The following is a 12920-nucleotide window of genomic DNA, read 5'->3' as shown; positions in this document are numbered from 1 at the left end:
GCACGGACTGCGGCTGACGCCCTATTGGACTGCCACACTTTGCAGTTCACTGCTGAATCTGGCTTCGACAGTATCCCCCGGCAGCACAATCGCATCTTCGTCAACCAACAGCTTGCGCCATTCATTGCCGATCTTGCGTACGATGGTCACCTGGGCCCGTACCGTTTCGCCGGCAATCGGCAATGGCTGTGTGGATGCTCCGGTCGGCTGCAGCTTCTCGCTGGCGGCATGGAGCCTGGCGGTGACATCCGCCAGCCGGGCGTTGGTGTCCTTCAGATCCGTCAGCAGGCCAATCCTCCTTTGATTGTCGTTGCGTTCGTGCTGTCTGACAAAGTCCTCCTGCTGGCGCCGCGCCCTCATCAGTTCGACCGAGGTTTGAAGCGCGCCGCTTGAAGATAAAAGCAACGCGCGCCTGACATCCGCGAGCCGGGTGTTGGTCAGATTGCCTGCATCGAATGCCTTCGTCACTCGCGCCAAATCTTGCTCATCCGCCTTCACGCTCTCGCCCTCGACTCGTTCGCGTTTCTGCAAAACGCCAATTTGCTCGGCAGCGTCCGTCCGGCCCTTCTCCAGAAAATCCTGCTCTTGCCGGAAATCACTCAGCGCAACCTTCAGCGCCTCTGCTTCAGCCTGTGCCATCGCGGCTACAACGCTCGGCGAAAGAGGTGATCCCTGTGGTGTCTTCTTGTCGAAATCCGCCTGGCCCTGAAGCTCGGCGCGAATGCGGGCAGCGTGAAGGTATTCTTTCGTGTAATCTCCCCAGAGCATTTCGTAATCGCGCTTGAGATCGACCGGATCAGGCCCGGCCTGGCCCGCCCGTGATCGCAAAAGACTGAAGCCGCCGGAAACGGCCAGCGCCTGCCGTACAGTCATGAGCGGACGGTAGGCCTGTTGTCCCGGGGTGAGCACATCGCCCGTTACATAGATCGGGCGATAGTCCGCTATGATCGCTGTGACATCGTCGGGCTCGACAGTAACTGTCTGCTCCCGCCCATCAGTCAGACGCACGTGAAAAATCTTGCTTGGCAAGACCTCTTGCATGCGCCTTTGCAGTTGGGACGCCGTCAGGCCTGCGACCATGATCATTCCAGCCTCCGGAAGGGCGATATTGCCATCCATCTGGACTACGGCGCGCTGCGTCCGATCAGGGATCGGCGCTATTCCTATCTCGACCGTATCGCCAGGTGAGAGTTGATAGGGCTCGACCTCGCCTGCGCAAGCCATCGAGGTTAGCGACATCATCACGACTGCGCCAAGAACGTATCGTCTACTGAAGGTCATTTGCGACAATCTCCTTCCGGTCAAACACCGGCTTCAAAGGCCATTCAACACGACTAACGAAATCGTATACCGGGCCACCGGGCACGCCCCAGTTGCTGGACCAGACCACCTGGGAGCCGTCCGGAGAGGGAGAGGCATGCGTCTCGCTCCAGTAGTCGAAGGGCGCGTTGTGCGTGTCTGCGACACGGCGGACCTCTCCACTGCCGTCTAGACGCAGAGCAATGACTTGCTGAGCGTAAGGCGCCCAATCCGGGTGCTGCGATAGTTCGGCTGGCGTGCCGCCATAACTCAGAAACACCCAGCCGGGCCTGCCGAGCGACCTGAGTGACGCATGCATGGCCTCGCCATATTTCATCAGCGAGGTAGCCTTGCCATCAGCCAAGCGGCGCTTGATCACCTGATATTTGTCAGGATCCGATTTGCTGATCCCGACATAGATTTCGCTTCCGTCGGAATCGACCGTCATGTCGCCATGGCCCGGTCGATGGTGCTCCATCCACTTCTGGCGCAATATGCCGTCGATGGAGAAGACGAAACTCGCTTCGATTCCGTCCGGTAATTGCTGGGAACACACTATGTTGATTCCGAGTGGTGAGATCGAGCAGGAGCCGGTCGTTCCCGGGAATTCGGCAAGATCGATATCCGGGAATTTCCGCCGTTGCTTGAGATCGTAGCCAAAAACCACCGCTCGGCCGTCATTGTTCGTTGCACGCACCGCAATCCGGCTGCCGTCGCGGCTCGGATTGCCTTTGTTGGGTCCAAATTTGAGGTTGGAGTACGCTCCGGAGGCGAACACGACGTCCTCATGATCGGTACGTGGGGCCCATGTCGCAATCTGCCGGCCCCCGACGCAGATCATCAACTCGGGATCAGTGGGATGCCATTCGCATTCGGTCGCGCGGTTGCGGTGGAACAAAGGCAAGTAGGTTTGTCCGTCGAGAAAGCACAGGCCACCGCAGCCATTGGCGATCAGGAGCAGGCTCTGGTCGGCATTCCAAGCCTGTGCGCTTGAGTAACGGTGGGTGCAGTACTTCTTCCCGCATACACCCGCCCGGCCGAGAACGCCCGGTCTGGTGATCCGTGCGAAAACCATGCCAGACCAAGGATCCCTTGTTTGGCGCACATAGCCTGGCAGGTTGTTCACGACCGCTGTGGCCGCCACCTCCGCTGCCTTGCTTTGACGGCCGCCGGCAACGTAGATGTTGGGAGATATGGCACCGGCAGCCAGCAACAGCGCCAACGCATGACGGCCGCCCAGGGTCATGTCATGTAACCCACTTCGCGCCGTACCCGGCCTTCACTAAGGCGCTCGCGCCACCACGTGATTGTTTGCTCCAGCCCATCGCGCAGGCTGGTCTGTGTCCGCCATCCAGTCTCACGTTCAAAGCGCGAGGAGTCGGCGAGCAAGGCGCGAACTTCGGAATTTTGCGGCCTCAGGCGGCTTTCATCACGACGGACCGGCTTTTTGCAATCGGTCAACTCAAGAACAATGGCCAATACGTCCGAGACGGTCGCAGCGCGTTGGCTGCCAGCGTTGTAGGCGTGGCCGAACTCGAGCTGGGCGAGACCTGCGGTCAGGAACGCTGTCGCGGTGTCTTCGACATAGGTCAGGTCGCGGATCGGGCTGGTATCCCTACCATGATTGCAGGACATTTCGGGTCGAGGACCTGCCGGATAATGGTCGGCACGATGGCGCGTTCACTCTGGCGCGGGCCGTACGTGTTGAAGGGTCGCATGATCACCACAGGGACATCGAACGACCTGGCGTAAGACTCCGCCATCATGTCGGCGCCGATTTTGGATGCCGAATATGGTGACTGTCCCTGCAGGGGGTGTGTTTCGCCGATCGGCATGGTTTGGGCAGTTCCGTAGACCTCGCTCGTGGAGGTATGGATCACCCGCTCCGTCTCCCATAGGCGCGCCGCTTCGAGGACGTTCACCGTGCCTAGGATGTTGGTTTCCACATAGGACTGGGCAGCGGCGTAGGAATATGGAATCGCAATAAGCGCCGCCAGATGAAAAACCGCGACTTGGCCGCGCATGATCCGGTTAAGGAACGCACTGTCGCGGACGTCACCACGGACGAGCCTCAACTGGCTGCGGATGGTGTCCGGCAGATCGTCTAGCCATCCATGGCTGTCGAAGGAATTGTAAAGGGCAAGGGCTGTGACATCTGCCCCGTTGCGAACAAGCGCCTCCGTGACATGCGAACCGATGAATCCGTCCGCGCCGGTCACCAGGACTTTCTTTCCATTGTAGCTCATCACTGCGCATTCCCTTGGCTGTTTGGAACGCTTCCCTTGGATATTCAAACGTCGATCGGCGGTACCGGAACCCAACCGACCACTGCCAGCACTCCCCGCACCATCCACGCGAGGTCGGAGACGATGGTGCGTCGCGGATAATATGAGAGGTCCAGTGTTGCCTTGGCGGGGAACATGACCTCCCGGTAGAACACGATCGGATCTACGGATTGGGGGAAGTAATGCGCTTCGTGCCGAAAAACGACCTGGGCTGGTCCCAGCAGGCCCGGCTTGTATTGCAGCACGGCCCTAAGCTCGCCCCGGAAACAATCGGCGAAAGCCAGGCTCTCGGGCCGTGGGCCGACGATCGCCATTTCGCCTTTGAGGACATTCCACAGCTGCGGTAGTTCGTCCAGCTTCGTCGCTGCGAGAAAGCGGCCAACGGTGGTCATGCGTGTATCGCCCACGACCGTCAGCGCAAGGCCTTGAGAGCCGCAGTTCACACCGAATTTGCGAAATTTGTACATGCGGAAGGTTCGGCCGCCGGCCCCGATGCGGGTCTGAGCGAACAAGATCGAGCCACCGCCCTCGAGCAGAAGCGCTCCGGCGATCAGCAGCATCAATGGCGCCAATGCGACGGTAGCGATGCCCGCCACCGCAAGATCGATTGCGCGTCTCGCAAAGCCGTGATCAGGATTTGGAACGAACATCCGGTGAAAGGCAGGGTCTAACGCATTCATGCAGCAGTTCCTCTTTGGGCGCCTGCTTTGAGCGCGCCTGTTTTGAGCGCGGCTGCCAGGGCAGCCACGACTGATTCGGCGGCGGCGGAAGTGATCTGGGGGTGCAGCGGAATTGTGAGCTCTCGCTCAGCGAAATCCTCTGTTCGGGGCAAACTCACGCCGGGAAAGCGCTCGCGGTAGAACGTCATTTGGTGCACCGGCGGGTAGTGGATGGTGGTCTGTATGCCCTGTGTCCGCAGCTCGTCGATGACATCCTGCCGGCTCGCGTAGCGCGGCAGGACGATCGGCATGATGTGGTAAGCCGACGTCCGGGGTTCGCTAAATGGAATGACAATGGCTGGGCAACGGTCCGCGATCAGGCGTCGGTACAAGACAGCTATGATACGCCTGATTTCGTTCCACTCTTGCAGGTTCTGCAACTGAACCAGCCCTATTGCCGCTCGCATCTCGTCCATTCGGTAGTTGAACCCGAGCATCGTGACATCATATTGCGGCGTACGACTGTTCAGCCGCTGATGCGTCCCCGTGGTCATTCCGTGCCCGCGGGCCAGGCGAACCCTGTCGAGCAGATCGGGGTCACGTGCAATCACGGCGCCCCCTTCGGCCGTTGTCATGTTCTTGTTGCCATAGAAGCTGAACGCGGCCGCGGCGCCGAAGGTCCCGACTTCCCTAAGCCCGGGCGCGTGCGCAGCGTCCTCGATGATATGCAGCCCGCGAAGCCGGGCGAACCGCTGCCATTGTTCCCGATCGGGGAGATACCCGGCGAAGTGAACGAGAATGACCGCTTTCGTGCGCGTCGTGCACCGCGCTTCGGCTTCCGCAACCGAGATCAACGGCACGTCGACGGACTCGATATCGACGAAGACCGGCGTCGCCCCTACATACAGCACCGCATTCGCCGTCGCCACGAACGTCAGCGAAGGAACCAGTACTTCGTCGCCAGGGCCGATGCCCAAAGCATGGAGGAGAAGATGGAGCGCTGCGGTGCAGGAACCAACCGCAACGCAATCTCGCGCGCCATGCATGCTGGCAAAGGCCTGTTCGAACTCTCGTACCCTGTCCCCCATCGTAAGCCAGCCGCTATCAATCACCTGCGACAGGGCTGCCTTCTCTGGCACGCCTAGGATCGGGGCGCTCACCAAGAGCATCTTGACCTCCTGAAAGCCTTGTTAGTGGCTAGACCTCTGCATCAGACTTTCATGCGGCTGCAGCGGCAGCCGCGACCTCGATTGAGGACGACTGATCTTCCCAGGCAATTGCCTGTGCATTCTGGAAGTCATCGACACGACCGATGTCGAGCCAAAGACCGTCATGCTTGTAAACATGCACGGTCGTGCCGCCCTGCATCATCTGCAGCATCAGGTCATCGAACCCAAATGGGATCCCGGACGGAATGAACCGCAGGACATCTGGGTTCATGCAGTAAATCCCCATGCTGACGAGATGGGAAAGCGTCGGCTTTTCCCGGAAGAGCTGGACGGTATTGTCGATCTCGTCGATGACCCCGAAGTCCATCTTGATATGACGGCACGCCGTGGCGATCGTAACGGGATCCCTATGCAAGCGGTGCGCGGCTACAAACCGGCTCAGGCTTAGATCTGTGAGGACATCGCCGTTCAGAACGACAAATGTTTCGTTCAGTTCATCCCTAATCAGAGAGAGAGGTCCGACGGTGCCGAGTGGCTCCATTTCCTGGGTATATTTGATCTTCAAGTTCCATTGCGATCCGTCGCCGCAGACGCTACGGATCAAATGCCCTAGATACCCTGTCGTAATATACACGTCTTCAATGCCGTTGCGCCGCAGCCACTTCAAAAGCAACTCAAGAACGGGCCGGGCCCCTATCGGCATTAATGGTTTCGGCAGGACCGATGTAAACGGTCGAAGGCGCGTACCCATCCCACCACATTGAATCACCGCTTTCATTCGATCCTCCTGATCTGCAGTTGGCTTTGTTCGGGATCGGTGTTCCATTGTCCGGCCAGGGCATACCCTCAAATCCGGCCAAACCTCGGCGGCAATCCGAACATCATATGTGAAAAGGTATGTGACAGCCGGGGCGGCTGTCGTCGTGCATTCGAATGGTAGGGATTCAAAACGTTCAAGGTATTAGATGGCCACGAGATCAACAGCCGATAGAAGCGCGATTGGGCACTGATCATGACGGCGATAAAACGAAAGCAGTTGCTTTCAAAAAAGCTGCGATCCGCCCGGGCCGGGCCGGCCTACAGGTCCAGCGACAGCGGGTGGCGACATAACAGAAATGGTCCTGAACAGCTGGCTTTGGACCCACAAATGGGGAACCGGCATCGTTTTGCGGACGGGCACCGCACGCCAGGGTTAAAAATCTATGGATGAGCTTCGCAATTTAGTATTATATTAGACGTTCTGGATGTGCGTGGATGGGACGCTGCGGACATCACTGTGATGCGTTGACCAGTGGATGGCCGCCATTTTAGGACCACCACGGATTGTCGATCATAGGCGAATGGGAGGTTCCAGCGGGTTTTCTCGTCGGGAACCGAGTAACGCGTTGGGGTAGTTGCATGGCTCGGATCGTCATTGCCGACGATCACGGCTTATATCGGCGTGGTCTCCGGCTGGCACTCATGGCTGGAATTCCAAGCGCCGAAATATTCGAAGCTTCGTGTTTCGATGCCGCGGTCAATCTTCTAGAGGAGCAGGCGTCCATCGATCTTGCGATCCTCGATCTGAACATGCCTGGGCTGTTCCATCAGGAAGTGCTCAGCGACTTTATGGCTGCCTATCCTGACACTCGCTTTGCGATCGTTTCCGGGGATGATTCCCGCTCGGAGATACTGACCGCGCTTTCGATCGGACTTCACGGGTATATCGTCAAATCGCAGAGCGACGAAGAAGTCGTGCTGGCTGTAAACGAAATCCTCGCTGGCCGGATCTATGTGCCATCTCTCCTATCTCGAACGTCTGCCGACCAGAGATCGCATGCCCCCCCACCTCCGGTACAAAATGCCAGCCGCCGGCACGAGGGCTCGGGCGACGTCGCTAGGCTGACATCTAGACAGAAGGACGTCCTCAAGCTGATGGCAGAGGGGTACTCGAATAAGGAGATTGCCCGCAATCTGGACATTGCCGAGGCGACAACGAAAATCCATGCCGCAGCCGTGCTGCGTGAGCTTGGGGTTAGAAACCGTACCGAAGCAGCTGTGTTGCTCCAAAGCTGGCTGACGAGACAGGCAAGTTGACGTATGCCCCTCGAACCGGCCCGAGTTTGCTTGCAGGAAATCGCAGCAAAGGGCCCACACCATCCGTTAATTGGCCAATTCGGCTTCGACTTGGAGGGGCTCTATTGCAATCCAAATTCCTCAATTTCTTTGCGCGACACACGCAGCGAATATCGAAGGCCATCTTCGGTTATTTCCATATTCGGGGAATGACCGACAAGCGGCGTGCTGTCCACACCGATTATCAGTGACCCGAACCCGCGGCGTACGACTTTTGAACTCTTCCGTCGGCCCGATTCCACCCAATCGAACACGAGGTCGTCACCTTCGTCCTCGGATGCAAATCGCCACTTAACTTCGACCCTGCCATTCGGGTCACCCAGCGCACCATGTTTCACCGAGTTTGTCGTCAACTCGTGAAGGATCATCGCCAAGCCCTCGGCGGCGCCGCTTGGCACAGTGAGGGAAGGTCCACTGATCGTTATGTCGCGTGTCTCCTTGAAGGGCTGCAATTCCCGGTCCACGAGCTCATGGAGCATCCCTGACAGGTTGGCGTGACGAGAAAGGATGCGATGGGTCGCCTCCAGCGTTCGAATCCAATCGATCAACATCTCCTTGTATTTGGCAACGTCATTGTCGGGAATATCGATCATGTTGACCAGAGCTCTGATCACTGGAAACACATTGCTGAACCGATGGCGCTCTTCGCGCATTATGCGCTCGCGTCTCTTTACGGCGGCGCGAAGCAAAGTTGTTTGTCGACGTTCGGTCAGATCCGCCGCCACCCCGATGCGCATTTTGCGGTCGCCGTGCTCTTCCTGCCGTCCACGCAAAGCAATCCAGCGTGTGTGACCATCCACTTGCCGGACACGGATCTCGACGTCATAGTTCAATGCCGATGAAGGCTTTGCCGAGGCGGACAGCTTCGGCCAGTCGACGGGATGGATTACAGCCGAGAGTTCTTCCAAGCGGCGGACTGGGGCCGGAGGCAGACCAAGAATGTCCCAGAACTTGCTCGAGCCGGCGACTGTCCCATCGTCAATGTCTATTTGCCATGTTCCCAGGCGCCCGGCAGACACGGCGAGATCAAGCCATTCCTTCTGAGCCCGAAGGGCCTCGCGTGCCGCTTGTCGCTCGGAAATATCGTCAACCACCACGAATACGCTCTCATTTGGCGCCTCGTCCGGCCGCGACGAAGACAGGGCCAGGTGAGCCCAGAATGCCGTGCCATCCTGGCGCAAAACGCGGATATCCGTCGCAGACGCGGTCCCATTGCCCAAATCTTCCAAAAGTTTCCGCACAGTACCTCGATCGTCGGGGACAATGAGTTCCTGCAACTCGAGTTGGGCAAGTTCCTTGTGCGCGTAGCCGGTCATCTCCAAAAGCCGTCTGTTCGACTGCAGCAGTTCGCCATGGCGATTGGTATTAGCAAAGCCCAAGGCGGCAGCGTCGATGGCAGCGAGCCTCGCTTCTGCCACCCTGAGCGCACCGTGCAGATCTTGTCGCAGGCGGTGGAACACAGCTGCGATCAGGCTACCCGAACCCAGGAGGAAGACGGCCCCGGTCCAGTCTCCACCAGTGAGGTGACCGTCCAGCAGGTGTCGCATCCACAAGCCGGCGACCGCCATCAGAAGCGTTGCTGCGATGGCAACAAAACGGCCCTCAAGATACACGATGACAACGGTTATGGGGATAAACGCAACAAGCGGCAACGGCTGGCCGCCATATACCGTACTTATCGCCTCGAATGCTATCGATGCTGCAAACACCAACAGCGAAGCTAGATGAGCCAACGTAGTGCTCGACACATTCGATTTGAGCCAGCGCAGGTCCGAACCCATGCGCAAAGACTACAACTTTCGGTCTAGTCCGTCGAGACTAGGCCGAAGGGGTGGCACCTAATCCCAATGCCCGATTGCCATGACTTTGCCGGCGAATAAAATCATGTGTCAGGAGCGCTCTTCAGAAAGGTATATCCAAAGAGACGCTGCGGAAAAACCATTCGCAGATTTCTCGCAGTATGTGGAAATTCAAGTTGAAGCAGCAACTTCAACCGATTTGATTTGCGTCAGTAGCAATGGGTTGGGTGGAAGCGATGACACTGATTGAAACGCGAAACGATACGCTCGCAGGCAGGCAATACATTGTATTGAACGATACCCGCCACGAACGGCCGATAAGCCTTGTGGACCGACCGGACGCAAGGGTCGGCGGATCTCGACGACGCAGCCTGGAATCCATCACCGGCATGCTTGATCGTATGGGTTGCGGCTATCTCGTCCTGGACCGAGACAAGAAAGTAATAGAATGGAACGCTGCCGCTCGGGACACCCTCGCACGCCAGGGCGAAGCAACTGATACAGCCGTCGAGCTTGCCGCCGGGTTGAGGCGGCTGGTCGCGAATGTTCCGGTCCACCTCCAGCCGGGCTCACTCTCATGGGTAGTGATCCACAGCAGAGGCGACAGGCCGGTGACCATGAACGAGACGGGCGTCGTTACACCGGACGGGACAACCGTCGTCGCATTGCTGGACCGGGATAACAAATCGGCGGCCAACCCTCGCACGTTGCAAAGGATGTTCGGTTTGACCAGCGCGGAAACGCAGTTGGCGCTACGCCTCGCCCATGGCGACGCGCCCCTGGAGATCGCCCGCAGTTGGCATCTCAGTCGCACGACTATCCGCTCTCAGCTTGCCTCACTGTTCGCCAAGACCGACACGAGGCGTCAGGCGGAACTAGTGGCTCTTTTGGGGCGCATTTCGGTTTTGCCATGAGAAATCGACTGCTGTCTGCATCCGCTTTGATTCAGACGGCGGCGGCCCGCATTGAGCGCGCTGTCGCGTAGATCACAAGGCCGGCGGCGCCATTTCCGATCGTTCAAGGCGCTGCCGAGATAGCGCAGAACGCGGAACCTGGAAACGGGAGTGACTTGCCATGGCCGAAGCAGATTCGAAGGTCAACAAGCTGGCGGATATCGTTCACGCGCTGCAGGATGGTGCTGCGTCGAACCTTACGCACACGGGGCCGATCATCGTCACGGGCGCCGCTGGGTTCATCGGATTTCATGTTGCGTCACGCCTTTTGCGGCTCGGCGCCGAGGTCATCGGCGTCGACAACTTCACGCCTTACTACGACCTGAAGCTGAAGGAGGCGCGATTTACACGGCTCTGCGCCGAGCCGAGGTTCACGCCGATGCGCTTCGACCTGGCGGACCGGTCGCTGGTGAAAGCGCTGTTCTGCGAATTCCAGCCATCGCACTTCGTGCATCTGGCGGCCCAGGCCGGGGTGCGTCATTCGCTCGTCGACCCGCATGCCTATGTGGAGTCAAACATTGTCGCATTTCTCAACGTTCTGGAGGGCTGCCGACACGCCGGCGTCAGCCATCTCGTTTATGCCTCGTCGAGCTCCGTATATGGCGCCAATCGACGCATACCCTTCTCCGAACATCATGGTGCCAATCATCCGGTGAGCTTCTACGCCGCCACCAAGGCCGCCAACGAATGCATGGCGCATTCCTACAGCCATCTGTTCGGCTTGCCCGTAACCGGATTGCGCTTCTTCACCGTCTATGGTCCCTGGGGCAGGCCCGACATGGCAGTATACACGTTCACCCATGCCATCGCCGAGGGCCGAACGATCGAAATCGCCAATGCCGGGCGCGTATGGCGGGATTTCACCTATATCGACGACATCGTAGAGGGGGTTGTTCGCGTGCTCGCCAAACCACCGTGTCAGGATCCCGGTTGGGACGGTCGCGCTGCCGATCCTGCCACCAGTTCGGCGCCATATAGGCTCTACAATATCGGCAATGATCGGCCGGAAGAAATCAACCATCTGATCGCGCTCATCGAGACGGCCCTTGGTCGCCGCGCCGTTCGCGTCAACGTACCTTTACCGCCAGGTGACGTCCTGGAAACCCGCGCCGATGTCAGGGACCTGCGCCGCGCCGTTGGCTTCGCACCGGCGACAACACTGGAGGACGGCGTGCAACGTTTCGTGGAATGGTATCGGGAATTCCATGCACGCCCTGTCGGACAGGTGCGACCAGCTGGCCTTCCGGCAACGGCATAGTGAGCACAACGCCGCCGTTTCCCAGGTGTGGCAGGGTCGCGGCTCGCCTTCAATCTGTCTTGGGATACGCCGGCACTGGAAGGGACCCAAGCTGCCGTCCTGTGCCGTGCCCGACCCCCAAAAGGCGCCGCGCATAGCGGGTGAGCGGCTTCTCGAACAGACGGTGGGTGATAAATGCCACGCCCAGGGTTATCGCCAAGGCCGAACCGATGAAAGCCCACGGGCCGAGCACAAAGATCAAGCCTGTACGCCAGAAAATTATGCGCATGGCGCGGATCACGAATGGATGCATGAGGTAAAGAGCGTATGACGCATCGCCAACGCCAGCGGCCCACCTCGCCGCCAGGCTGTCATGCCTCAGTTTACCCGGCGGTGCCAGGGCAGCACTCCAAACTATTAGAGACGCCGGAATGCCATACACGACAGGGCGACCAAGGCCGGCCGAAATATCGGGAAACGCCGCCGCAAGCATCAGGGCACCCAGTCCCGTTGCGGCGACACAGGCCCTGATTGGGCCGGAAGGCCGCAGGCCCGAGGCGCAAATGACCCCGATCATCGCGCCGAAAGCAAATTCGAGGATGATCGGATTGGTCCAGAAACCCCAGGGCTCTGGCAAAGGAGCCGCAAGAGCGCCCGAGAGCACCATCCCAACCAGGATCGTGAGCAGGACCGTAACTGCCCACCGCATGGGCAGCACGATCGTCGCCGTGAACAACACGTAAAACAGCATCTCATAATTGAGCGTCCAACCCAACTCGTAGACCGGCTGAACGACGCCGTCAGGGCGACTGGCCGGAACGAATAAATAGGATTCGACTACAAACCTGAAATCGACGTAGCTCTGGTTGAGAAAATTTGGGGCGGCCACCGCTACCGCAATGTAGAGCGAGGTGAGCGCCCAATATAGCGGGACAATTCGCGCGATCCGGCGGGAAATGAAGAGACGCGCGCCCCCGGGCTTTGCGAACAGCTGTCGCGACGTATGCACCATGATAAGGCCGGAAATCACGAAGAAAATATCGACTCCAGCGCTCCATGGTATCGGATTCCAGCTCTGAAAGGTGCGGCCGGCCTGTAATTCCAGGGTGGCCGCATCATGCTGGGCGTGTCGCAGCGCGACCGAACTAGCCGCGAGGGCGCGCAGGACCTGAACTTGGGTGAGGGTTTCGCGTTGGCTGGGCTCGACAGGCGTCGATCTCTCCGAGCGACGGCGCACTGCAGGCGCCGAGGCGCTCGCCATTCGGGCTTGTTCCATGGATGCTCCGCAGATTGTGAGCACACCCTGGGGCGCCTCCGAAACTGATGCATCCTTCAAATGACGGACACAGCCCGCGAAGTATCGGCTGCCCGCGCGGGTGTCCGGAACAGGTATACGCCGAAGCG

The 12920-nt window shown here is 59.0% G+C and carries 10 protein-coding genes and 1 pseudogene; 3 read left to right on the top strand and 8 right to left on the bottom strand.

What is annotated here, in order from left to right; genetic code table 11:
* Positions 1 to 21 precede the first annotated feature (21 nt).
* From NLY33_RS14000 to NLY33_RS13975, 6 genes and pseudogenes are all read right to left on the bottom strand, one after another.
* Positions 22 to 1281, bottom strand: coding sequence for a polysaccharide biosynthesis/export family protein (locus tag NLY33_RS14000; protein ID WP_023706595.1), 1260 nt, complete (start codon positions 1279 to 1281; stop codon positions 22 to 24).
* Positions 1268 to 2545 (bottom strand): hypothetical protein, encoded by a 1278-nt coding sequence (locus NLY33_RS13995; RefSeq protein WP_023706594.1) that lies wholly within the window; start codon positions 2543 to 2545, stop codon positions 1268 to 1270. The genes NLY33_RS14000 and NLY33_RS13995 overlap by 14 nt, the downstream gene beginning before the upstream one ends.
* Positions 2542 to 3545, bottom strand: a pseudogene (locus NLY33_RS13990) (SDR family NAD(P)-dependent oxidoreductase). Before NLY33_RS13990 ends, NLY33_RS13995 begins: the two are co-directional and overlap by 4 nt.
* A 44-nt stretch (positions 3546 to 3589) precedes the next feature.
* Positions 3590 to 4264: a sugar transferase gene (locus tag NLY33_RS13985; RefSeq protein WP_023681043.1), complete on the bottom strand. Its 675-nt coding sequence runs from the start codon at positions 4262 to 4264 to the stop codon at positions 3590 to 3592.
* Positions 4261 to 5412: a DegT/DnrJ/EryC1/StrS family aminotransferase gene (locus NLY33_RS13980; protein WP_023706592.1), complete on the bottom strand. Its 1152-nt coding sequence runs from the start codon at positions 5410 to 5412 to the stop codon at positions 4261 to 4263. The genes NLY33_RS13985 and NLY33_RS13980 overlap by 4 nt, the downstream gene beginning before the upstream one ends.
* A 49-nt stretch (positions 5413 to 5461) precedes the next feature.
* Positions 5462 to 6190, bottom strand: a complete 729-nt coding sequence (locus NLY33_RS13975) for a nucleotidyltransferase family protein (RefSeq protein ID WP_023706591.1) — start codon at positions 6188 to 6190, stop codon at positions 5462 to 5464.
* A gap of 620 nt (positions 6191 to 6810) precedes the next feature.
* Here NLY33_RS13975 and NLY33_RS13970 point away from each other — a divergent pair.
* Positions 6811 to 7488, top strand: coding sequence for a LuxR C-terminal-related transcriptional regulator (locus NLY33_RS13970; protein WP_023681040.1), 678 nt, complete (start codon positions 6811 to 6813; stop codon positions 7486 to 7488).
* Positions 7489 to 7589: 101 nt separating this feature from the next.
* On the opposite strand, the gene NLY33_RS13965 is transcribed toward NLY33_RS13970, so the two are convergent.
* Positions 7590 to 9308 carry a sensor histidine kinase gene (locus NLY33_RS13965; RefSeq protein ID WP_023706590.1) on the bottom strand — a complete coding sequence of 573 codons (1719 nt, stop codon included), beginning with the start codon at positions 9306 to 9308 and terminating at the stop codon, positions 7590 to 7592.
* A gap of 254 nt (positions 9309 to 9562) precedes the next feature.
* Between NLY33_RS13965 and NLY33_RS13960 the strand changes: the two genes are divergently transcribed.
* On the top strand, positions 9563 to 10240 hold the full coding sequence (locus NLY33_RS13960; protein ID WP_023706589.1) for a helix-turn-helix transcriptional regulator: 678 nt from the start codon (positions 9563 to 9565) through the stop codon (positions 10238 to 10240).
* 160 nt (positions 10241 to 10400) lie between these two features.
* Positions 10401 to 11537: an NAD-dependent epimerase/dehydratase family protein gene (locus tag NLY33_RS13955; protein ID WP_081725364.1), complete on the top strand. Its 1137-nt coding sequence runs from the start codon at positions 10401 to 10403 to the stop codon at positions 11535 to 11537.
* Positions 11538 to 11586: 49 nt separating this feature from the next.
* Here NLY33_RS13955 and NLY33_RS13950 read toward each other — a convergent pair whose 3' ends face one another.
* Positions 11587 to 12792 carry an acyltransferase family protein gene (locus NLY33_RS13950; protein ID WP_050590863.1) on the bottom strand — a complete coding sequence of 402 codons (1206 nt, stop codon included), beginning with the start codon at positions 12790 to 12792 and terminating at the stop codon, positions 11587 to 11589.
* Positions 12793 to 12920 lie beyond the last annotated feature (128 nt).

Origin of the sequence: Mesorhizobium sp. C432A, from assembly GCF_030323145.1 — a bacterium.
Lineage (GTDB): Bacteria > Pseudomonadota > Alphaproteobacteria > Rhizobiales > Rhizobiaceae > Mesorhizobium.
This window is presented reverse-complemented; position numbering and strand designations above follow the sequence as displayed.

Coding starts and splice junctions, on each gene's coding strand:
- NLY33_RS13975 (WP_023706591.1), bottom strand. CDS start 6,190: ATGAAAGCGGTGATTCAATGTGGTGGGATGGGTACGCGCCTTCGACCG.
- NLY33_RS13985 (WP_023681043.1), bottom strand. CDS start 4,264: ATGAATGCGTTAGACCCTGCCTTTCACCGGATGTTCGTTCCAAATCCT.
- NLY33_RS13995 (WP_023706594.1), bottom strand. CDS start 2,545: ATGACCCTGGGCGGCCGTCATGCGTTGGCGCTGTTGCTGGCTGCCGGT.
- NLY33_RS13960 (WP_023706589.1), top strand. CDS start 9,563: ATGACACTGATTGAAACGCGAAACGATACGCTCGCAGGCAGGCAATAC.
- NLY33_RS13950 (WP_050590863.1), bottom strand. CDS start 12,792: ATGGAACAAGCCCGAATGGCGAGCGCCTCGGCGCCTGCAGTGCGCCGT.
- NLY33_RS13970 (WP_023681040.1), top strand. CDS start 6,811: ATGGCTCGGATCGTCATTGCCGACGATCACGGCTTATATCGGCGTGGT.
- NLY33_RS14000 (WP_023706595.1), bottom strand. CDS start 1,281: ATGACCTTCAGTAGACGATACGTTCTTGGCGCAGTCGTGATGATGTCG.
- NLY33_RS13955 (WP_081725364.1), top strand. CDS start 10,401: ATGGCCGAAGCAGATTCGAAGGTCAACAAGCTGGCGGATATCGTTCAC.
- NLY33_RS13965 (WP_023706590.1), bottom strand. CDS start 9,308: ATGGGTTCGGACCTGCGCTGGCTCAAATCGAATGTGTCGAGCACTACG.
- NLY33_RS13980 (WP_023706592.1), bottom strand. CDS start 5,412: ATGCTCTTGGTGAGCGCCCCGATCCTAGGCGTGCCAGAGAAGGCAGCC.